This window comes from Rhodococcus sp. 1168, from assembly GCF_002091955.1.
Lineage (GTDB): Bacteria > Actinomycetota > Actinomycetes > Mycobacteriales > Mycobacteriaceae > Rhodococcoides.
This window is the reverse complement of record NZ_MKKY01000091.1, coordinates 308,770-325,818: the sequence shown is the minus strand read 5'-3', so window position 1 is coordinate 325,818 and position 17,049 is coordinate 308,770. Positions and strand designations below refer to the sequence as shown.

Sequence of the window (17,049 nt, the reverse complement as noted above, 5' to 3'; positions counted from 1 at the left end):
GGAAAGGAACGTCAGTGACCGATTCTACGCAACTCGTAACCATCCCGATAGCGGGCACGAGTGGTATCGCCGCAATGGAGGTCGACGGCAAGCCTGTCGCGGCACTTCGGCCGATCGTGCAGATGCTCGGCATGGACTACTCATCGCAGCTCGCAAAGCTCAAAGGGAAGTCCTGGGCGTGCATGGCGAAAATCGCCACACGTGATTCGAGCGGCCGAATTCAGGAAATGGTGGGGGTCGATCGCAAAACGCTCACCATGTACCTCGCAACTCTCGACGAGAGTCGAGTGAAAGAGGAGTTCCGCCCGACACTCATCGCGCTACAGGCGGAAGCGGCCGAAGCACTCGACGCGTACTTCCATGACGGTGGCGCGATCAACCCGTCCGCGACGGTCATCCAGCTCGACGCCCTCGCGGCCAAGGCTCAGCAGCGCATCCAGCTACTCGCGCTCACCAAGGGTCTCGTCGACGACAACTGGCTCGAAACCAAGGTTCGGCATCAGGTCGCTGTCGCCCTAGGTGAAGAGCCGGAGATCGATCCACAGAAGCGCACCCTCACCGTGTCGGACTACCTCGACGAGATGGGCGTCAATGACGGAGGACAGCGCAAGTTCGCATCATCCATGGGCGCACTGATCAAGAAGGCGTACCGGGAGTTGCATGATCGCGAGCCAGGAAAGGCAACGCGATTCATCAATGGCGCTGACCGTCCGGTCGCCGCGTACGCAGAGCGGGACCGTGCACTGTTCGACAAAGCGTGGGGCATTCTCGGATCCGCAATCGAGCCGCAGTACTTCAAGGTCGGGGTTGCAGCATGATCCGCGTCGACGTACTCGACTTCGATCGAGACTCCACCTCCACGGCTGCCGACAACGGCCGAATCCTTCTGGCTGAATGCGACTCGATGGAGCCGGTCGTCGACGAAATCGACGCGTGGGTGAACTTGCCTCTCCGTATCGTTCATTCTCCAGTCGCCGGTCTGTGTATCGAGATTGGACCGTACAGTCTCTCGGCTACGGACGTTCGTGCCCTGAATGCGGCACTTGTCCAGTATCGAGATATCGCTCTCGGCGGTGCTGTATGACCACCTCAATCTCCCCGATCTTCACCGTCAAGGACGCCGCCGCGTACGCGCGTTGCGGAACGAACCATCTGTACCGCGCCCTCCGCACTGGCGAACTGGCGGCAACTCAAGGCGGACGTCCGGCGCCGATGCGCAAGGGGACGTGGCGGATTCACCGCGACGACCTCGAAGCATGGATACGCGGGCAGTCGCCCGACCAGGCTCCGGTCAAGCTCAAGCGCGTCACGGGCGAACCGCGACGATTGAAGAGGTCCGCATGAGCAACACGGCCATCGAGAATCTCGTCGGATCCCTCGAATCCCTGTGCGACGCCTACGAGGTCATCGCGCGTCGCGGTGCGGACCGGGGCGACGAGTACAAGATGGGCCAGCTCTCGATCGTCGCCGCAGTCCGCGACATCCTGCGGGAGACGGCATGAACGCCCCCGGCCGGCGCTCGGTCCGCCGAGACATTCTCCCGCACGTCATCCTGTCCGTCGCGCTCCTGGTGACGCTGGTTGCCGCGCCCCTGTTCGGAATGTGGGCGGGATCATGACCGCCGAGATGGGCACCGTGAAGTTCATCGGACACGGCGACATCTACGACCTGCCGCCGTACGCGGAGTGCGACCTCGACGCGATAGTCCAAGGACGCTACGCGGCATACGAGCAGCGCTACATCCGTGATGTCCCCGGCCTGATTGCGGACGCCTTCACCGCGGCGTACTCCGCAGCCGCTGGACTCCTGCCCATCCTTCCTGCTGCCGCTGGGCTGAGCGGCGCAGGTTCCCCGGTGCCGGTGAGCGGACTTCCTACCGCTCCCGGCACCCCAAACGAAACGAGAAGCGAATGAGCAACCCCGACATCCTCATCACGAAAACCCGGACCGGCGGTAACCAGATGATCCGCGCCGACATCAAGGGCCGCACCGGGCATGACGCATGGATCAACATCTCGATCCTCGGGATCGACGAAGCCATCCAGGTAGCCCGCGACTTCGAAACGAAATACGGCGCAATCGCCACCAGTCTCGAGCAGGCCCGCACGCAAGGAGCGAACTGGTGATCGCACTCGCCCCGAAGAAGTCCGCCGCCCACATCGTCGAGATCGAGCGAATGACCCCGGCGTCCTCGTCCACCTTCGGCGGCATCTTCTGGTGCACCACCGCATCCGGTGCGACCTTCGCCGCATTCGGTGACGAGATCGTGGTGCGGCCATGATCTACCACCTCACCATCGACCACGGCGACATCGTCGCACCCCGCCACCTCCGCATCATCACGACCGGATGGCCCGACGAGACCGACACCGACCAGCACTACGTCGACGACGGAAACCCCATCGCCGCCGCATTCTGGCTCGCCATCCTCACCGCATCCATCGGCTTCCTCATCTGGGCGGCACTGTGACGCACTTCGACCACAGCGACGGGCTCGCCTCTGAAGCCTGGGACGAAGACGACAGCGCGCCCGACCGCGCATACGACAGAACGATCGATCAAGAACTCGGAGTACCGCAATGAGCAGGCACAAAGACCAACACTGGCTCCACGAATACTCCCACCTCCGTGAAATGGGATTGGACGACGCTGAAATCGCGGGACGCTTCGGCATCACACTGGACGGCCTCGGCGCGCGATTCCGCCGCATCAACAACCGCCCGACGATCGTCACCGAGCCACCCCGGCCTACGGCCTTCCCGCAACCAGGCGACGTCGCGAACCTCGCCGATCAGTCCATCGAAGATGCAGCGGAAGCTATCTCGCGCATCCGAGAGGAAGATCCGCGCACCCTATGGATGGACCTCACACAAATGGCGCCTACTCGCATGTTGGCACTGGTCTTCGCGCTCGCAGCGATGGCCCCAGCGGACCGCCCGATCGGCGAATTACTCGCCTGGACTGAGCCCATGGCGGTGGCGTCATGACCCGGCGCATCGACGAGTTCGAGCGACCCATCAGCGACGAGCAGTACTCGACCCGACACCAGGACCGCCCGAAGTCCCTCGCCGAACAGGACGCCGAATGGGCACGCCGCGAACGCATCCAAGCGGCCAAGGCCGAGCGGGCACGTAAGCGGGTGAAGGCATGATCACGCTTACTGACATGTTTTGCGGTGCTGGCGGATCATCGACTGGCGCCATCCAGGTGCCCGGTGTCGAGGTCAAGCTCGCAATGAACCACTGGGCACTTGCGATCGAAACGCACAACACGAACCACCCAACCGCGGACCACGCACTTGCTGATATCTCGGCAGCCGACCCTCGGTTCTACCCAGGATCGGACATCCTGTGGGCGTCTCCGGAGTGCACGAATCACAGTGTGGCGCGCGGCAAGAAACGCAACGTGGATGCGACCCCTGACCTATTCGACGAGGTCCTTCCCGACGAAGCCGCTGACCGATCGCGGGCGACGATGTGGGACGTACCGCGCTTCGCCGAGCGTCACCGTTACAAGGCGATCATCACCGAGAACGTCGTCGACGCTGCAAAGTGGATTCAATTCCCGGCGTGGCTCTACGCGATGGAACTCCTCGGCTACGACAAGAAGATCGTCTACCTCAACAGCATGCACGCTCAGGCGGCTGGCCTCCCGGCACCGCAGTCCCGTGACCGCATGTACGTAGTTTTCTGGCTCAAGGGGAATCGCGCACCGGACATCGAGAAGTGGACCCGGCCGAAGGCGTACTGCCCGACGTGTGACGAGACCGTGAACGCGATGCAGGTGTTCAAGAAGCAGACCGAGTGGGGCCGCTACCGTGCCCAGTTCCTGTATCGCTGCCCTCGAGTGAAGTGCCGGAACAGTGTCGTCGAACCGGGCTGGCTGCCCGCAGCATCGGCTATCGACTGGAGCATCGAGGGCGCGCGGATCGGGGACCGCCCGAAGCCACTCGCACCGAAGACGCTCGCTCGCATCCAGGCGGGCCTCGACAAGTTCTCTGGTGAACCCTTCCTCAGCCAGTTTCGGGAGCGGATGCGGAACATCGATCCATTCGTAGACCCGTTGACGACGATCGTCGCAGACGGCGCGAACCACGGCCTTGTCCATCCCAGCTCGTTCACACTCGAAGCCACGGCGGTGATGCGTGGCCAGTCGAAGAACCATCCTGTCGATCAACCCATCTCAACGGTCTTGGTCGGTGGCATTCACCACGCATTCGTCACGACGCTCCGTGGCACCAATGCTCCGAAGTCGGTAGCCGAACCACTGGATACGTTCGCAGCGAACGGACTTCATCACGGTCTCGCCGACGCCACGTCGATCGACATCACCGACTGTATGTTCCGGATGCTCGAACCGCACGAGATCGCGCGCGGTATGGCGTTCACCGAGGGATACAAGATCCTCGGCAACAAGCGCGAGCAGGTCAAGCAGGCAGGCAATGCGGTCACGCCGCCTGCTGCACGGGATCTAATCTCGGCCGTCGCCGAGTCATTGGTTGGTGCAGCATGACGAAACTCGAACCAGGTTCACCCGAGTGGACTCGCACGATCACCGCCTCAAAAATACCAAGCATCCTTGGGATCTCCCGCTGGAACTCGCAGTACGCCCTGTGGCATCAGATGGCCGGCAACACCGTCGAGCACATCTCGGCGGCGAAGCAAGAAAACTTCGACTACGGGCACGCCGCCGAAATTGCGGCCGCTGAATTCTGGAAGTTCCGCAACAAAGGCTGGCGCCTGTCGCGCGGTGAGGTGCAGTTCAAACGCGACGATCTGCCGTACCCGAACGCGGCCACCATCGACCGCAGAGGGTCGCGGGGGAGTAAGCGCCGCATCGTCGAAGTGAAGACCGCACGCAGCCTCGAAGAGTGGGGCGACGACGGTTCAGGCAATGCCCCGGCCGACTATGTGGCGCAGGTGATCTGGCAACAATTCATCACCGGCTGGCACGTACCCGCCGATCTCATCCTGTGGCCGCAGTACGGCATGCCGCGGATCTACACCATCGACTACAACGCCCGGATCGCCGAGCACATCGAGTCGAAGGCGCAGGCGTGGCACCTCTCGCTCGTCGACGGCGTGGAACCGGCCCTCGACAACACCATCGCCACCTATGAGTGCGTCAAGGCCCTGCATCCCGACATCGACGGCAGTTCAGTCGAAGTCGATCCAGAACTGGCGCACCGCTTCATCGGCTGGCACCAGGAACAGAAGGACACGAACAAGACCGTCACGGGCCTCAAATCCAAACTGCTCGACGCGATGGGTAACGCCCAGTACGCCACCTGCAACGGCGAGAAGATCGCCGACCGCCGACCGGGCCGCGGCGGCTCGGTCTCGCTCTACGCCAACACGAAACTCGACCTCGGAACAATCAAAGGAATGACAGCATGAGCACCAACGAAATCGCCACGATCGTCGACGAGACCAAGTCGCTCGAGGTTGCCCGCTCGACAGGTTTTTCGAAGCTTCACGAGCACGCGCTCGCCAAGGCCGAGGCATTCGAGTACGCCGAGTTCATCACCTCGACCGGCATGTGCCCGGAGATCTTCCGCGGCAAGCCGAAGGATGCGACCGTCGCCATCCTGCGTGGTGCGATGCTCGGGTTCGATCCGGACTCGTCGCTCGAATCGCTGTTCGTGATCTACGGCAAGGTCGGCATGTACGCCAGGGCGAAGTATGCCGTTGCGATCTCCCGCGGCGCTGACATGTACGAGGTCGAAGCGTCCGACGCGTCGGTGACGTGGGCGGGCACGAAGCCCGGCGACGATCAGGTGCAGTCGGTGACGTGGACAATCGAGCGCGCCCAGAAGGCCAGGTACACGACCAACGTCAAGTATGCGACCAACCCGCAGCAAATGCTCCGCGCCAAATGCCAGTCCGAACTGGCCGACCTCCTCACCCCCGGAGCACTTCTCGGCCTCGTCGACGAGGTGGATCGAGAGACAAACCCGCCGATCAAGGTGAAGTCCGAACGTATCCGCACCGGGACGGCCGGCCTCGGAGAAGCGCTCGGCGTGAAAGCCGACGACGTCCCGGACGTGACCGATCATGCGAGCGTCGAGATGATCTCGACAGCGCAACTCAAGAAGCTGCACGCGACATTCACCGACGTCGGCCTGACTGACAGGGATCAGGGTCTCGCGTACCTGTCGAACGTCCTGGACCGTGAGGTCGCCTCGTCGAAGGAACTCACCAAGACTGAAGCGTCCGCAGTGTTCGCTGAGCTCGACAAGGCCAACGATCCAGCCGGGAACGGTGAGCCAGCATGAGCGCACCACAGAAGCGCCGAGCCTCATTGACGACGAAGCTCGAACTTGACGCTCGAGATCACATCACCCTGGCTGACCTCGACGAGATCATGAATCAGTCTGCCGCCTGGGATCGGGACACCATCGTGACGGTCACCTCCAAGACGTACGACCAGCGGGGCGAGATGCCCATGTACACCCTCGCGCTCATCGAGGGGCGGGTGGCGAAATGAGCACCATCGACGACATCCTCATCCTGTCCGAGGATCGCGCCACCGACGCCCTCACTGCATTGCAGGACACGCGGGACGGCACGACCGCGATCATCATGTCCGCTCTGGCACAACGCGATGCGATGCATGCACTCACCCTCGCGATCGTCGGACACGGCACACCCGAACGCGTCCCGGCCGTCAGCGTCCAGAAGATGGCCGGCGCGATCCGCGACGGCTACCGGGCCGCACCCTCGCCCGTCGACCACGAGGAGTTCATCGCGCGGTTCGTGCTGGGCACGCTGGGGATCGAGGCGACGGCATGAGCGGCTACTCCGACGTTCGGGTCGCCGACCTCACGATCAGTGAGTACCGCGGGCGGGCCGTCCTACTCAACGGCACCGAGGCCCGGTTCACCGGCACTCACCGCGGCACCGCCCACACCGGTGGCCCGTACATCGTCGTCCATGGCATCGACAGTGCCGGACGCAATCACCAGCAGGCATTCACGCCACTCGACACCGTTCTCATCGCAAAGAAAGGGGCGGAATGAAAATCACCATCTACACCTCACCCCACTGCATGCCATGCCTAGGCACCAAGCGCGCCTTGACCCGCTACGAAGTCCCATTCACCGAGGTCGACGTGACATCTGCACCAGATGCCGCCGACCCGATCCTCGAGCCATCCGACATGGCACGTGCAGTACATCGACGCCCAGGAGAAGCCATGACAGACATCATCTCCGCTTTCGCCGAGATAAAACGGCAGTCATCAATCGAGTACGACGCGTACCGATTCACACAGATACCGTACCTGTCCCTACTCAATCCAGAGGATGCGCCGGAGTGGACACCACCGACCGATGAGGAGCTTGAAGCGCACCTCCTAAAATCGTGGGACCGGCAAGCTGTCGGCATGTTCTTTGCCAAGCGGGCACAGCGTGAAGCGGAACGTCTGGCCCGTGAGCGTTGGGAAGCCACTCTGCGTGGCCGTGTCACCCTCCGTTGCCGGAAGGTCAGGGGCGAGGTCCGTGACCGCGTGCCGACTGCGTGGAATGTGTTACGGCACGGCACTGACGAATATGGCAGCGAGTGAGCCATGAGTGACAACTACGAGCGTGTCTGGGTGTGCACCGGCTGCGGCGAACCAGCCGAAGGCCCCGGCTGGCACGGCACCAACAACGGCACCGACTGCGGACAATTCCAATGACCACCATCGTCCTGCCATACCAACGCCCACCACTCACCAGCAATCAAGCATCACGGTCGACGGGGCGGGCACACGCACGGGCGAAGAAGCAGATGCGGTGGACGGCAGCACTCCTCGCGAAATCTATGCACATCCGATCGCATCCCCGGTCCGATGTTCTCCTCACCTGGTACGTCCCGAACCTCCACCGGCGCGACGCTGGCAGCCTGTCCGTCCTGCTGAAGCACACTCTCGACGGCTTAGTGGATGCGGGCGTGTGGCCCGATGACCACTTCGGATGGGTGCGTACCGAAGCGTGCCGGATCGACCTCGACCGAGCCAACCCCAGGATCGAACTGACCATCACGGAGGCATTGTGAGCGAAGACGTTTCAGCCATCCAGGAACTCCTCGACGAAAACGTGACATTGCGTGGCGAGGTTGCGACACAAGGCGCGGGCATCGTCGGCCTCCACACCATCATCGGAACCCTCCAGAAGAAGCTCCGCGAAGTCGAGGATGAACTGTCGACGAAGAAGGCGGCAGCCCGGCAAGCGGAAGACGTCGCAGCATCCCACGGCCTGATGACCACCATCATTCCCACCGAGGTCATCCAGTGAACGGTGTCGGTAACCTGCCCGACCCCACCCCCAACGACAACCCCAGCATCCACGACCTCGTCACCACAGACCTCGCACAGCGCAAAGTATTCGGCCTTGCCAAATACGGGACGCCGCTACAGGCAGGGAATGGGCGCAACGCGCTACAGGACGCCTACGAGGAAGTGCTCGACCTGGCCTGCTATCTCCGCCAACGCATCGAAGAGGACAGAGCATGAGCGAGTCTCTGACGTCCGACGAGGTCGCGTACCACATCGGACTAGCCCTATGGCAGACAAAAGTCCACAACGACCTCCTCGACGCCATCACTGACATCACCTACCGAGCATGGGCGAACGTCGGACTGACGCCCAGTTTCGACGTACGGAAACAGATGAGTTCCGATCATTTCTTCCTGCCCAGGTGTGAGCAGTCGCTACTCCTCGAACAACTCCGCCAAATCCCGTCCCTCATCGAAGACCTCACCATCGCCATAACCCGGCAGGACCGCATGAGTCCACGCGGCCCGAAGATGGCACGCGGCGACGACACCCAACCCCTACCATTCAACGAACACGCCTCCGTCGCCGCGAACTACCTGCATTACCAGTGTGCGACGTGGGCACGGTTCACCTGTGAGGAGCGGGGGATCGACTACACCGGCACCACCGACGTCGTCCACAAGTCTCCCGAAGGCTACATCGAGTATCAAGGCGACACCCCGGACCTTCCTGAGGGCGGCCCCGTAACGGTCCGATGGACAGATTCGGAGTCCGCGAGACTGGCGGCTTTGGCGATCCTCGCTGCTGCTTCATCTACCGCCCAGGAGGCCACCAAATGACTTTGCCTATTGAGCCGAACGATGTCGTACGCCTCATCGAGGAGTACATCGAGGACGAACATGTCTCAGCCGAGAAGTGGGAGAACCGAACACCGTTGGACGAGGCCGGTATCTCCCACCTGCACAGTGTGGCGGCGGAGGTGTACGCCCTCGGGTTCCACGGCGGCACGTGTGTCGCCAACGAACGCAACAACAGGCGTAGGGACCGCGAGAGGGCTGCCCGCCCATCTACCGCCCAGGAGAAGCCATGAGCACCCCGAACCGCTGGTGCCCAAAGATGCTGATGGAGAAGCTGAACGGTCAAGTCGTCCATGCGCCCGATGATCTGACACGCGACAAGATCAACGAATTGGCGAGCTTACTGCAGCTGCATCGACCAGCGGCATCGAACGGCAAGCATGGCGAGCTTCACACGCCGACATGCGGCTGCGAGGACACCCCACAGGAGAAGTCATGAGCACTCGTGATGTCGCTCGGCAGGATGCAGCTCTTGAACACATCCGCGCCATCGGCCTCACCTACTCGCTACACGACAACCCACACGACCGCGCCCAGGCATACCCAAACGGGAGTGCCGAGCGCCGGATACTGGAGCAACAGAAATGACCGAAGAGCCTCCACCAACCAGCCGGGGGCAGTAATGGGACTGCCCTGGATACGACTGGATACCCAATTTGCAAGCAATCCGAAGGTGTTAACGCTCCTCGCGGACAAGAAATACCGCGCCGCATTCGCGTATGTGGCCGCACTTGGCTACTCGGGAGCGCACGGAACGGACGGATTCCTGCCTGATTTATGCCTCCCTTTCATCCATGCCACAAGGTCGGACGCGAGCCATCTTGCCGACGTTGGGCTGTGGAAACAGTGCTCAGGCGGCTGGGAAATCAACGGATGGGGCGAGTTCCAGCAGTCATCCGATGACGCAATGGCGCGTCGGAAGCGGGCACAAGAGGCGGCTGCGAAGCGGTGGGAGAAGGAGAAGGGGAAATGATATGTGCAGGGTGCCGCCAGGATCTCACGGCAGAGCATTTCGCCCCATCGGCGCCACTGTGGCCCGAGAAGACGCACTACTGCCGGCCATGTGACAGGCGGCGTGTGCAGATCGCAAAGCATGGCATCGACACTGGTCAACGTGCGGAGATCGCAGCACATCAAGGCGGTTGCAGTATCTGTGGCCATCCCGAGCCTTCATCACGCGGATGGATGGTCGACCACGACCACGAGTGCTGCTCGGGCGAGAAATCCTGCCCGAAGTGTCGCCGTGGCGTGGTCTGCCATTGGTGCAACGTACTGCTCGCCAACGCCTTCGACCGACCGCAAATCCTCAGGGCGGCAGCTGACTATCTCGAAGCCGAAAAGTCATGCGTTTGGCATATGCCGGTCGCATGTGCCAAACGCATATGCGGAAAGGATGAGCGACCGGCATGAGCACGAACGTAGAGAACGAACTAACGAAGACTCCCAACACCAGAAAAATCTCGTCAGCTGCAGTAAGAAACGTACGCGAGATTCGAGCGGATTCTTCGCTGGGTTCAGGCTGGAATGGATCGGTAGCCGGCGCTTCGCGCGGCCGGATCGCGGTTATCCACAGGGGTGGCCGACCATGAAGATCATCGAACTCCCATGGAAATCCCCGCCGCTTTCGATGAACGATCGGGGCGCTTCACTCAAAGCCGTCTACGCCAAGAGCCGTGAAGTCACCTCGATCCGTGAGACCTCGCGCATCCTGGCGATTGCAGCCCGCCTGCCGCGCGACTGCGGCCACGCGAGCGTCGAATTGCACTACCGGCCCAAAACCACCCGCCGACGCGACACAGACAACCTGACGGCCACAGCGAAGCCGATCTACGACGGACTCGTGGACTTCGGGCTCGTCCCGGACGACACCCCCGAATACATGGCCAAACTCGAACCCGTCATCCACCGCAAAGGGAAGCCGAGCATGTGGCTCGAGATCGTCACATCCGACGAGTCAAGGGAGTTGCCGGCATGAGCGAGGTCGGGATCTTCCTTCTCGTAATCACGGCCAGTTACCTCGCATGGTGGGCATGGGACGAGCGCGACTTCATCCGCGACTTGTTCACAGACCTCTTTGGCGGCCGACCGCGCAGCGCCAAGGATGCCGCACAGCAGTGGGCGCAAATACAGGACCGGATCGACAGAATCGGGAAGGTCGACTTCCCGGGCTACGGCCGATTCGAGGCATGGACGCAATGCCCGACATGTGACCGAATTGCAGTCCACGGGATGCGGAAGCCGAAACCTAAGCCCGTTCGCGGACCGATCCGAGTCATCGAACGAGAGGACGGCACACGCGACGAGGTCTGGGCATTCTCGGGCATGACCACCACTGGACCCGACGAATCCAAATACGACACGATCCGCACCTGCGAGTGCGGCCAGGAATGGGGCCAGAAGTGAGCGACATCATCGACCGGCTACGACCACAACATCAACCAGGCCCACTGCCGCTGCGGCCGAGACTGGCATGGGCTACCGATCACACAACGCATCGACTCGATGCGATCATTCGGCGACCTCGATCCGAGCTACGTGTACGCCGATGACGAGACGCCGATCATGTGCGTCGGATCGAATACGCCAGGGCCGTGGCGTCCCGGATCGACCTTCTCGGACGAGCTTGCTCGCATGGGATTCGTCAATGTCGGGACCGCCCCAATGACGGTCCGAACCTGGAACATCGACTTCAGCGAGTCACGCAACATCGAGGTATTCCATCCGGCGTTCGACGGTGCTGCAGATACCGACTCCGCAACGGACCTTCCACCACGGAACGCCTACACCCTCAACGGTCTACGAAGCGCACGAGCGAATATGGCCGCCTTGCGGACGTTCCCGGTCACAATCCCAGACGGTGCGCCGTACGACTGGGCTTCTGGCTCGATCTCAGACGCTTCGGGCACCTTCGCGGTCGGCGGCTTTCGTGTCACCGGCGATGTGCCCGAACCCGACACCCGCACACCCCAGCAGCGCGCACTCCCGCAACCATCCACCACACCGCCAATGTGGGCACACGACCCGACACGCTCACGCCGGCCGAAGCGCAAAAAGAATCAACCAACGAGGCAGGGGACAAGATGAGCGACAGCGCGAAACTCGCACGCCCACACCCGAAATTCAGTCCTGAAACCCGAACAACCCACATCCTTCTCGAAGGCATCGTCGGATCAGTCGCCTACGGACTCAATACGCCATCCTCCGACGTTGACTACGCCGGGATCTACGCCGCCCCAACCGAATCCCTACTCGGCCTACACCCGCCCCAACGAGAACGCGCAACCTGGAAACGCGAAGACCCAGACACGACATTTCATGAGGTCGGGAAAGCGATGGGGCTCATGCTCGGCTGCAACCCGACCGCCTCCGAAATCCTCTGGCTCGACCACCACCAACGCAAGACCGAGCTCGGCGAAGAGCTGATCTCACTACGCACAAACTTCCTATCCCGCCAACGCGTACGCGATTCCTTCTTCGGCTACGCCACAAGCCAGTTCCACCGACTCGTCCACCGAGGAAGATTCCAAGGATCACTCGAAACTCGCCGCGAAAAGCACGCACGCCACACAATGCGACTCCTCTGGCAAGGCTACGAGCTCTACACCACCGGACATCTACCGATCCGAGTGCCAGACCCGCAACCATTCTTCGACTTCGGCGAGTCCATCAAGTCCGACCCGGAAGCGAAGGCCGCGAACGCGCTTATCGTCCAGTACTCACAGAAGTTCGACGCGGCAACATCGCCGCTCCCGGAGCAGCCGAACGAGCCGCCACTCGAAGACTTCCTGCAGCGCGTGCGGCGTCACTACCTGAAGGAAATCCCATAGTGAAACCAACCGCAGTCCTCGTCGATGTAGACGGAACACTCGTCGACGTATCCGGCGTCCTGCACTACGTCAACGGTTCCCTCGGCACCACAAAGTCAGGCAAGCCGATCAAGAACTTCGACAAGTTCCACGCGGCATCAGCGTTCTGCCCAGCCAACCCGCAAGCAGTCCAGTACTGCGAGCGTGCCCATGCCGCAGGGCACGCCATCGTCATCGTCACCGCCCGAATGGAGCAATGGCGACACGTCACCACCGAATGGCTCGACGCCGAGCTGACCGTGCCATACAGCGGACCATTCATGCGCCGGGACCGCGACTACCGCAAAGACGTCGACATCAAGACCGAGATCCATACGAAACTGGCCGGCCGATACGACATCGTCGGCGCCATCGACGACAACCCCAACATCATCGAGCTATGGGAATCGCTTGACATCCCGACCGAGACTGTCGCGCGACCAGTCGGGGATTCATCGCTCGTACAGCAGGCGAACACTGAAGGGATGCAGTATGAGCAAGCGAACCGAACGCGCTGAGTACCGCGCCGAACTGATCTCAGTGCTACGCAGGATCGCCGCCAGCCTCGAACGTGACCAGTCCAGGCGAGACCTCGCCAACAAACCGCGAGGCATGGAGCCCGCAGGATTTATCCACACGCGAGGACCCCTCGAAGGCCAACTGTCGACCGAAGACGAATGGGATGAACCGCGCTGGCTCGAATGCTGGGACGCGAACGTCATCGCCACTCCATCCCGAACCATCCCGACTCCATTCGGTATCGATTGGAATCCGATAGTCCGGCTGACCGACATCAGCATCGACATGTACGACGAACTCGTCATCCATCGTGGCGAGCACGGGCGAGATGGTGGGGAAGTCCGCATCGACGATGAAGGGAAGCGAATACGGCTCAACGTCAAACGTATGCCGACAGTCGGTAATTGGATGCCAGCCGAGGAGGAGGCGTGAGCGCCGGAGTTGAGCGACACGACATCACGATCACGCCGCATTTGAAGCCTGAGCACGAGTTCGGGGGAGCGTGCGGCAAATGCGGACAGACCATGTTCCGCACCTACTACAGCGACGTCGAGATCATGGGTCAACACAAGGCGATCATCCCGACACGTGCCCCTGTGAAAGTAGACGAGACCTGTTGTAACACAAGGTAACTGGCATAATCGTGTGGTAGAATCCGGGTAAATCTACCGCCGTTCGGAAGGTGTGAACATGGACGATGAACATCTCTTCGTCTCGCGCGCAACACTGCGAGAAATCGGCGAACTGTTGAGCGAAATACCCGGACTACTCGAAGACCTCGAAGTATCACTACTCCGGCAAGATCGGATCGGGAAGGTAAGCGCAGGCAACAAGCGCACCAAGCCCAGCGAATTCCCGATACCGTTCTCCGTCAGCGCATCCGACGCAGCCCAAGAGCTACACAACGTGCTCGTGACATGGGTGCGCATGATCTGCGAACAACGTGGCATCGAATACTGGCCCAGCGGATACACGCACCTGTCCACATTCATCGGCCCGCTACAAGAACAAGACCGGCGCATACCGCACGGGTACGTCATCGACGCCGATGTCGTGCTCGTGCGGTGGCTCGTCGATCACCTGATGTCACTCGGCATGACCGAAGGTGCACACGAAGCCCGAGAGGAGATCAGCGACGCCGTCACTGCCATCAGGTGGATCATCTGCCCACCCATCCGGCCACGACCACAACCCACCATCGAACGACTCGCGTCAGTGCGAGCACTCGAACTGAATGCGAACGGAATCGCCACCCTCGCCCAAGAGCTAGTCAGCTACGGATCGGATGAGTACCGAACACTCAACAAGCGCAGGGTGAAATACCTGCGGGAGGCGCGACGGATCAAGCCCGTATTCGAGCCCTCAACTCGGACGCGTGTCCAGCTCAAGTACCACGTCGGCTCAGTACTCGATGCGCACTGCGCACTACAAGAAGTCGAGGCCCGGGCCTTGGATGCCATGGCGAGCGCCTGACCAGCATCGGCCATCGCGGGTGATATGCTGCGCTTGCGCAACTCGTGACGGTACCGAGTAGTCGCACCCAATCCCCTCGGCGCAGCACAGCGCACACTCACCACACCCCCAGGGTGCCAAACACCCGCCCCCCACACCGGCGGGCACACCCGCATGCCTGGACCCCTGCATCGGAGGCTGTCATGCCAACACTCTTCGACCAGATCGAACACGAACTACAACTCGTTCGAGGAGCACGCGAACGCGACGATCCAGTCGCCGAATGCAGACACCGAACACTCCTCGACCAACTCCTCGCGCAAGTCCCACGAGACATGACAACCCGATGAGCGCCACCGTGGGCACGCGCCCCGGCTCGCACCCACCGACACCCAACAGGCAAGGCTCGGCAACAGGTGGCCGCATCCCAACGGTCGGCATGCGACGAGTCCACCACTACATCCGAACCCAAGTCCTCATGCCCAACGGCACCATGATGTGCCGCTACACACCAGTCTTCGAGGAGACCCCATGATGTGGATCCTCGACGAAGCCATCTACCTACTCACCAAGGCCATAGCCAAGTGGGCAGGCTACAGGCGGTAACCAGGGCGCACGTCACACCCGAACCCGCCGACGACATCATTCGAGGTGATGCGGGCAATGGCATGGAGTGAGCGTGTCACGACCGACCGGAAGCCCAGGGGGTCACAGTGAGTCGCACGGGCCATCGAGGGTACCGACGCAACCGAGCCCGGGCGCTACGCAACAGCGACGTATGCCACCTCTGCGGCGGATGGATCGACCCCGACCTGAAATACCCAGATCCCATGTCCGCCAGCGCCGATCATGTCCAACCGGTCAGCCGAGGCGGCAGTAACACTGGCGAGCTTCGGGCAGCACATCTGCGATGCAACATCAGGCGAGGCAATCGCAACGGCCTGCCGGGATCTGAGACACCGGTACGGCACGGCCGAGCCTGGTAGTTAGACCCCTAGGGGTGCGTCCCTCCCCCCTGGGGGGGTGGAAGCACTCAGGGCATAGCTATCAATACCCCCCCGACCTTGTAATTCACACGATCCCCCCGAAAAGAATTTCCTGCCTGGCCGGCGCGTTCAGCGTGCTGAGTCAAAAAAGTGCCCCTGCGGGAGCTGTAACTCCCCAGAGGCGTGGCCGAACCGTTTAGGAGTTCGACATGTCAGATCGTACGTGCCTTGGATGCTCGACGTTGATTATGCCGGGGCCTCGCGAAAGAAATATCCGCCGCTGGTGTTCGGAGACATGTCGCGCTAAAACGAATCGCGCCAACGGGAGAGCGAAGTCGACCTACGCACCTCGGTCAAGCGTGTGCGTCAAGGATTGCGGGAAGTGCGGAGCGCTCTTCATATCCCGGTCCAACCGCGGCGGAGGGAAATGCCAGGCGTGCACGAAGCCGCCTGGAGCTGAGACGCACCAATGCAAACGCTGCGGCAAGGCATGGACGCGGCCTCGGACGCGCGGGCAGATTCCGAAGTGGTGCCTGGACTGTCGAAGCAAAGCATTCACTGAGCGCATGTGTCCGAGTTGCAATCTGACAAAGCCGATTCACAACAGCTCGAAGAACTGCGAGTCCTGCTGGCGTGGCCGCCTGGAGTGGTTCCGCACCCGATCGCTTCCGGTTTTGTACGTCGGCCCGCCGCAACCGGAGCCGCGATTGAACGTGCATATCCGAACCGCATCACGGCTCACCTCGGGTCAGTGTCGAGTGTGTCGGGCATGGTTCGTTTCACGGCATTTGGACGTCACCTGCTCGGCGGAGTGTGCGGAGCTGCGGTTCAAGGAGGTTCGACACGCCCATCGAGGCAAGAGGCGCGCCCGGAAGCGAAACGCTTTCGTTGCAAACGTCATCCGCAAGCGAGTCTTTGTCGCGGATGGGTACCGCTGCCATCTCTGCAAGCGAAAGACTGACCCCGCGAAGGTTGTGCCGCATCCGCGTGCTCCAACAATCGACCATGTCATCCCATTGGCGCGTGGTGGCACCCATGAGCCAAGAAATTGCCGGACTGCGTGCTTTTTATGCAACGCGACCAAAGGTGACCGAGGTTCCGGTGATCAACTGATGCTGTTGTCCGTGTGAGGAGT

The 17,049-nt window shown here is 61.7% G+C and carries 35 protein-coding genes; all 35 read left to right on the top strand.

The features are described 5' to 3' along the window. Nucleotides 1-14: 14 nt before the first annotated feature. The 35 genes from BJI47_RS22405 to BJI47_RS25075 all read left to right on the top strand — a co-directional run bounded on the left by BJI47_RS22405 (nucleotide 15) and on the right by BJI47_RS25075 (nucleotide 17,044). Complete coding sequence (locus BJI47_RS22405) at nucleotides 15-818, top strand: phage antirepressor N-terminal domain-containing protein (RefSeq protein WP_176225009.1); 804 nt, start codon at nucleotides 15-17, stop codon at nucleotides 816-818. Then, entirely contained in the window at nucleotides 815-1,084 is a 270-nt protein-coding gene (locus BJI47_RS24270) for a hypothetical protein (RefSeq protein ID WP_176225008.1), read from the top strand. Before BJI47_RS22405 ends, BJI47_RS24270 begins: the two co-directional genes overlap by 4 nt. Further along, nucleotides 1,081-1,344, top strand: a complete 264-nt coding sequence (locus BJI47_RS24265) for a helix-turn-helix domain-containing protein (RefSeq protein WP_176225007.1) — start codon at nucleotides 1,081-1,083, stop codon at nucleotides 1,342-1,344. Before BJI47_RS24270 ends, BJI47_RS24265 begins: the two co-directional genes overlap by 4 nt. Beyond that, complete coding sequence (locus tag BJI47_RS24260) at nucleotides 1,341-1,502, top strand: hypothetical protein (RefSeq protein WP_176225006.1); 162 nt, start codon at nucleotides 1,341-1,343, stop codon at nucleotides 1,500-1,502. Before BJI47_RS24265 ends, BJI47_RS24260 begins: the two co-directional genes overlap by 4 nt. A gap of 112 nt (nucleotides 1,503-1,614) precedes the next feature. Beyond that, entirely contained in the window at nucleotides 1,615-1,914 is a 300-nt protein-coding gene (locus tag BJI47_RS22395) for a hypothetical protein (protein ID WP_088945760.1), read from the top strand. Further along, nucleotides 1,911-2,126, top strand: a complete 216-nt coding sequence (locus BJI47_RS22390; protein ID WP_088945759.1) for a hypothetical protein — start codon at nucleotides 1,911-1,913, stop codon at nucleotides 2,124-2,126. Before BJI47_RS22395 ends, BJI47_RS22390 begins: the two co-directional genes overlap by 4 nt. Continuing rightward, entirely contained in the window at nucleotides 2,123-2,281 is a 159-nt protein-coding gene (locus tag BJI47_RS24255) for a hypothetical protein (RefSeq protein ID WP_176225005.1), read from the top strand. Before BJI47_RS22390 ends, BJI47_RS24255 begins: the two co-directional genes overlap by 4 nt. Then, on the top strand, nucleotides 2,278-2,469 hold the full coding sequence (locus BJI47_RS22385; protein WP_088945758.1) for a hypothetical protein: 192 nt from the start codon (nucleotides 2,278-2,280) through the stop codon (nucleotides 2,467-2,469). The genes BJI47_RS24255 and BJI47_RS22385 overlap by 4 nt, the downstream gene beginning before the upstream one ends. Nucleotides 2,470-2,578: 109 nt before the next feature. Continuing rightward, nucleotides 2,579-2,986 carry a hypothetical protein gene (locus BJI47_RS22380; protein WP_088945757.1) on the top strand — a complete coding sequence of 136 codons (408 nt, stop codon included), beginning with the start codon at nucleotides 2,579-2,581 and terminating at the stop codon, nucleotides 2,984-2,986. Next, nucleotides 2,983-3,150 carry a hypothetical protein gene (locus BJI47_RS24250; protein ID WP_176225004.1) on the top strand — a complete coding sequence of 56 codons (168 nt, stop codon included), beginning with the start codon at nucleotides 2,983-2,985 and terminating at the stop codon, nucleotides 3,148-3,150. Before BJI47_RS22380 ends, BJI47_RS24250 begins: the two co-directional genes overlap by 4 nt. Next, entirely contained in the window at nucleotides 3,147-4,511 is a 1,365-nt protein-coding gene (locus tag BJI47_RS22375) for a DNA cytosine methyltransferase (RefSeq protein ID WP_088945756.1), read from the top strand. The genes BJI47_RS24250 and BJI47_RS22375 overlap by 4 nt, the downstream gene beginning before the upstream one ends. After that, nucleotides 4,508-5,395, top strand: a complete 888-nt coding sequence (locus BJI47_RS22370; RefSeq protein WP_088945755.1) for a YqaJ viral recombinase family protein — start codon at nucleotides 4,508-4,510, stop codon at nucleotides 5,393-5,395. Before BJI47_RS22375 ends, BJI47_RS22370 begins: the two co-directional genes overlap by 4 nt. Further along, on the top strand, nucleotides 5,392-6,273 hold the full coding sequence (locus BJI47_RS22365) for a hypothetical protein (protein WP_088945754.1): 882 nt from the start codon (nucleotides 5,392-5,394) through the stop codon (nucleotides 6,271-6,273). The genes BJI47_RS22370 and BJI47_RS22365 overlap by 4 nt, the downstream gene beginning before the upstream one ends. Then, nucleotides 6,270-6,485, top strand: a complete 216-nt coding sequence (locus BJI47_RS22360) for a hypothetical protein (RefSeq protein WP_088945753.1) — start codon at nucleotides 6,270-6,272, stop codon at nucleotides 6,483-6,485. Before BJI47_RS22365 ends, BJI47_RS22360 begins: the two co-directional genes overlap by 4 nt. Beyond that, the gene (locus tag BJI47_RS22355) at nucleotides 6,482-6,790 is read left to right on the top strand and encodes a hypothetical protein (protein ID WP_088945752.1); all 309 of its coding nucleotides are present in this window, start codon (nucleotides 6,482-6,484) and stop codon (nucleotides 6,788-6,790) included. Before BJI47_RS22360 ends, BJI47_RS22355 begins: the two co-directional genes overlap by 4 nt. After that, on the top strand, nucleotides 6,787-7,017 hold the full coding sequence (locus tag BJI47_RS22350) for a hypothetical protein (protein WP_088945751.1): 231 nt from the start codon (nucleotides 6,787-6,789) through the stop codon (nucleotides 7,015-7,017). The genes BJI47_RS22355 and BJI47_RS22350 overlap by 4 nt, the downstream gene beginning before the upstream one ends. Next, nucleotides 7,014-7,562, top strand: a complete 549-nt coding sequence (locus BJI47_RS22345) for a glutaredoxin family protein (RefSeq protein WP_088945750.1) — start codon at nucleotides 7,014-7,016, stop codon at nucleotides 7,560-7,562. Before BJI47_RS22350 ends, BJI47_RS22345 begins: the two co-directional genes overlap by 4 nt. Before the next feature lie 110 nt (nucleotides 7,563-7,672). Then, entirely contained in the window at nucleotides 7,673-8,035 is a 363-nt protein-coding gene (locus BJI47_RS22340; RefSeq protein WP_088945749.1) for a hypothetical protein, read from the top strand. After that, on the top strand, nucleotides 8,032-8,274 hold the full coding sequence (locus BJI47_RS22335; protein WP_088945748.1) for a hypothetical protein: 243 nt from the start codon (nucleotides 8,032-8,034) through the stop codon (nucleotides 8,272-8,274). Before BJI47_RS22340 ends, BJI47_RS22335 begins: the two co-directional genes overlap by 4 nt. Next, nucleotides 8,271-8,492, top strand: coding sequence for a hypothetical protein (locus BJI47_RS22330; protein WP_088945747.1), 222 nt, complete (start codon nucleotides 8,271-8,273; stop codon nucleotides 8,490-8,492). Before BJI47_RS22335 ends, BJI47_RS22330 begins: the two co-directional genes overlap by 4 nt. Further along, nucleotides 8,489-9,094 (top strand): hypothetical protein, encoded by a 606-nt coding sequence (locus BJI47_RS22325; RefSeq protein WP_088945746.1) that lies wholly within the window; start codon nucleotides 8,489-8,491, stop codon nucleotides 9,092-9,094. Before BJI47_RS22330 ends, BJI47_RS22325 begins: the two co-directional genes overlap by 4 nt. Beyond that, nucleotides 9,091-9,345 carry a hypothetical protein gene (locus tag BJI47_RS22320; protein WP_088945745.1) on the top strand — a complete coding sequence of 85 codons (255 nt, stop codon included), beginning with the start codon at nucleotides 9,091-9,093 and terminating at the stop codon, nucleotides 9,343-9,345. The genes BJI47_RS22325 and BJI47_RS22320 overlap by 4 nt, the downstream gene beginning before the upstream one ends. Further along, nucleotides 9,342-9,551, top strand: a complete 210-nt coding sequence (locus BJI47_RS22315; protein WP_125458788.1) for a hypothetical protein — start codon at nucleotides 9,342-9,344, stop codon at nucleotides 9,549-9,551. Before BJI47_RS22320 ends, BJI47_RS22315 begins: the two co-directional genes overlap by 4 nt. After that, nucleotides 9,548-9,700 (top strand): hypothetical protein, encoded by a 153-nt coding sequence (locus tag BJI47_RS24245; protein WP_176225003.1) that lies wholly within the window; start codon nucleotides 9,548-9,550, stop codon nucleotides 9,698-9,700. Before BJI47_RS22315 ends, BJI47_RS24245 begins: the two co-directional genes overlap by 4 nt. Nucleotides 9,701-9,785: 85 nt before the next feature. Next, nucleotides 9,786-10,085: a hypothetical protein gene (locus BJI47_RS22310; RefSeq protein WP_254900748.1), complete on the top strand. Its 300-nt coding sequence runs from the start codon at nucleotides 9,786-9,788 to the stop codon at nucleotides 10,083-10,085. Then, on the top strand, nucleotides 10,082-10,522 hold the full coding sequence (locus BJI47_RS25085; RefSeq protein WP_088945742.1) for an endonuclease domain-containing protein: 441 nt from the start codon (nucleotides 10,082-10,084) through the stop codon (nucleotides 10,520-10,522). The genes BJI47_RS22310 and BJI47_RS25085 overlap by 4 nt, the downstream gene beginning before the upstream one ends. Nucleotides 10,523-10,697: 175 nt before the next feature. Then, a complete protein-coding gene (locus BJI47_RS22300) occupies nucleotides 10,698-11,087 on the top strand; it encodes a hypothetical protein (RefSeq protein WP_088945741.1) in 390 nt (129 codons plus the stop codon). Beyond that, the gene (locus tag BJI47_RS22295; protein ID WP_088945740.1) at nucleotides 11,084-11,515 is read left to right on the top strand and encodes a hypothetical protein; all 432 of its coding nucleotides are present in this window, start codon (nucleotides 11,084-11,086) and stop codon (nucleotides 11,513-11,515) included. Before BJI47_RS22300 ends, BJI47_RS22295 begins: the two co-directional genes overlap by 4 nt. Nucleotides 11,516-11,614: 99 nt before the next feature. Beyond that, nucleotides 11,615-12,196 carry a hypothetical protein gene (locus tag BJI47_RS22290; protein ID WP_088945739.1) on the top strand — a complete coding sequence of 194 codons (582 nt, stop codon included), beginning with the start codon at nucleotides 11,615-11,617 and terminating at the stop codon, nucleotides 12,194-12,196. Then, complete coding sequence (locus BJI47_RS22285) at nucleotides 12,193-12,939, top strand: nucleotidyltransferase domain-containing protein (RefSeq protein WP_088945738.1); 747 nt, start codon at nucleotides 12,193-12,195, stop codon at nucleotides 12,937-12,939. The genes BJI47_RS22290 and BJI47_RS22285 overlap by 4 nt, the downstream gene beginning before the upstream one ends. Further along, complete coding sequence (locus tag BJI47_RS22280) at nucleotides 12,939-13,475, top strand: HAD family acid phosphatase (RefSeq protein WP_254900747.1); 537 nt, start codon at nucleotides 12,939-12,941, stop codon at nucleotides 13,473-13,475. Before BJI47_RS22285 ends, BJI47_RS22280 begins: the two co-directional genes overlap by 1 nt. Then, nucleotides 13,450-13,908, top strand: coding sequence for a hypothetical protein (locus BJI47_RS22275; RefSeq protein ID WP_088945736.1), 459 nt, complete (start codon nucleotides 13,450-13,452; stop codon nucleotides 13,906-13,908). The genes BJI47_RS22280 and BJI47_RS22275 overlap by 26 nt, the downstream gene beginning before the upstream one ends. 258 nt (nucleotides 13,909-14,166) lie before the next feature. Further along, a complete protein-coding gene (locus BJI47_RS22265; RefSeq protein ID WP_088945734.1) occupies nucleotides 14,167-14,949 on the top strand; it encodes a hypothetical protein in 783 nt (260 codons plus the stop codon). Between the two features lie 692 nt (nucleotides 14,950-15,641). Further along, nucleotides 15,642-15,914, top strand: coding sequence for an HNH endonuclease (locus BJI47_RS25080; RefSeq protein WP_088945733.1), 273 nt, complete (start codon nucleotides 15,642-15,644; stop codon nucleotides 15,912-15,914). A gap of 209 nt (nucleotides 15,915-16,123) precedes the next feature. After that, the gene (locus BJI47_RS25075; RefSeq protein ID WP_125458786.1) at nucleotides 16,124-17,044 is read left to right on the top strand and encodes an HNH endonuclease signature motif containing protein; all 921 of its coding nucleotides are present in this window, start codon (nucleotides 16,124-16,126) and stop codon (nucleotides 17,042-17,044) included. The last annotated feature ends 5 nt before the right edge of the window (nucleotides 17,045-17,049 follow it).

What these genes read in the sequence shown, in the direction of transcription:
- BJI47_RS25085 (WP_088945742.1), top strand. Translation starts at nt 10,082, where the DNA reads ATGATATGTGCAGGGTGCCGCCAGGATCTCACGGCAGAGCATTTCGCC.
- BJI47_RS22320 (WP_088945745.1), top strand. Translation starts at nt 9,091, where the DNA reads ATGACTTTGCCTATTGAGCCGAACGATGTCGTACGCCTCATCGAGGAG.
- BJI47_RS22340 (WP_088945749.1), top strand. Translation starts at nt 7,673, where the DNA reads ATGACCACCATCGTCCTGCCATACCAACGCCCACCACTCACCAGCAAT.
- BJI47_RS22300 (WP_088945741.1), top strand. Translation starts at nt 10,698, where the DNA reads ATGAAGATCATCGAACTCCCATGGAAATCCCCGCCGCTTTCGATGAAC.
- BJI47_RS22375 (WP_088945756.1), top strand. Translation starts at nt 3,147, where the DNA reads ATGATCACGCTTACTGACATGTTTTGCGGTGCTGGCGGATCATCGACT.
- BJI47_RS22380 (WP_088945757.1), top strand. Translation starts at nt 2,579, where the DNA reads ATGAGCAGGCACAAAGACCAACACTGGCTCCACGAATACTCCCACCTC.
- BJI47_RS24265 (WP_176225007.1), top strand. Translation starts at nt 1,081, where the DNA reads ATGACCACCTCAATCTCCCCGATCTTCACCGTCAAGGACGCCGCCGCG.
- BJI47_RS22325 (WP_088945746.1), top strand. Translation starts at nt 8,489, where the DNA reads ATGAGCGAGTCTCTGACGTCCGACGAGGTCGCGTACCACATCGGACTA.
- BJI47_RS22275 (WP_088945736.1), top strand. Translation starts at nt 13,450, where the DNA reads ATGAGCAAGCGAACCGAACGCGCTGAGTACCGCGCCGAACTGATCTCA.
- BJI47_RS22315 (WP_125458788.1), top strand. Translation starts at nt 9,342, where the DNA reads ATGAGCACCCCGAACCGCTGGTGCCCAAAGATGCTGATGGAGAAGCTG.
- BJI47_RS22385 (WP_088945758.1), top strand. Translation starts at nt 2,278, where the DNA reads ATGATCTACCACCTCACCATCGACCACGGCGACATCGTCGCACCCCGC.
- BJI47_RS22365 (WP_088945754.1), top strand. Translation starts at nt 5,392, where the DNA reads ATGAGCACCAACGAAATCGCCACGATCGTCGACGAGACCAAGTCGCTC.
- BJI47_RS24245 (WP_176225003.1), top strand. Translation starts at nt 9,548, where the DNA reads ATGAGCACTCGTGATGTCGCTCGGCAGGATGCAGCTCTTGAACACATC.
- BJI47_RS22355 (WP_088945752.1), top strand. Translation starts at nt 6,482, where the DNA reads ATGAGCACCATCGACGACATCCTCATCCTGTCCGAGGATCGCGCCACC.
- BJI47_RS22395 (WP_088945760.1), top strand. Translation starts at nt 1,615, where the DNA reads ATGACCGCCGAGATGGGCACCGTGAAGTTCATCGGACACGGCGACATC.
- BJI47_RS24260 (WP_176225006.1), top strand. Translation starts at nt 1,341, where the DNA reads ATGAGCAACACGGCCATCGAGAATCTCGTCGGATCCCTCGAATCCCTG.
- BJI47_RS24270 (WP_176225008.1), top strand. Translation starts at nt 815, where the DNA reads ATGATCCGCGTCGACGTACTCGACTTCGATCGAGACTCCACCTCCACG.
- BJI47_RS22345 (WP_088945750.1), top strand. Translation starts at nt 7,014, where the DNA reads ATGAAAATCACCATCTACACCTCACCCCACTGCATGCCATGCCTAGGC.
- BJI47_RS22295 (WP_088945740.1), top strand. Translation starts at nt 11,084, where the DNA reads ATGAGCGAGGTCGGGATCTTCCTTCTCGTAATCACGGCCAGTTACCTC.
- BJI47_RS22370 (WP_088945755.1), top strand. Translation starts at nt 4,508, where the DNA reads ATGACGAAACTCGAACCAGGTTCACCCGAGTGGACTCGCACGATCACC.
- BJI47_RS25075 (WP_125458786.1), top strand. Translation starts at nt 16,124, where the DNA reads ATGTCAGATCGTACGTGCCTTGGATGCTCGACGTTGATTATGCCGGGG.
- BJI47_RS22360 (WP_088945753.1), top strand. Translation starts at nt 6,270, where the DNA reads ATGAGCGCACCACAGAAGCGCCGAGCCTCATTGACGACGAAGCTCGAA.
- BJI47_RS22265 (WP_088945734.1), top strand. Translation starts at nt 14,167, where the DNA reads ATGGACGATGAACATCTCTTCGTCTCGCGCGCAACACTGCGAGAAATC.
- BJI47_RS22285 (WP_088945738.1), top strand. Translation starts at nt 12,193, where the DNA reads ATGAGCGACAGCGCGAAACTCGCACGCCCACACCCGAAATTCAGTCCT.
- BJI47_RS22390 (WP_088945759.1), top strand. Translation starts at nt 1,911, where the DNA reads ATGAGCAACCCCGACATCCTCATCACGAAAACCCGGACCGGCGGTAAC.
- BJI47_RS24250 (WP_176225004.1), top strand. Translation starts at nt 2,983, where the DNA reads ATGACCCGGCGCATCGACGAGTTCGAGCGACCCATCAGCGACGAGCAG.
- BJI47_RS22350 (WP_088945751.1), top strand. Translation starts at nt 6,787, where the DNA reads ATGAGCGGCTACTCCGACGTTCGGGTCGCCGACCTCACGATCAGTGAG.
- BJI47_RS22290 (WP_088945739.1), top strand. Translation starts at nt 11,615, where the DNA reads ATGCGATCATTCGGCGACCTCGATCCGAGCTACGTGTACGCCGATGAC.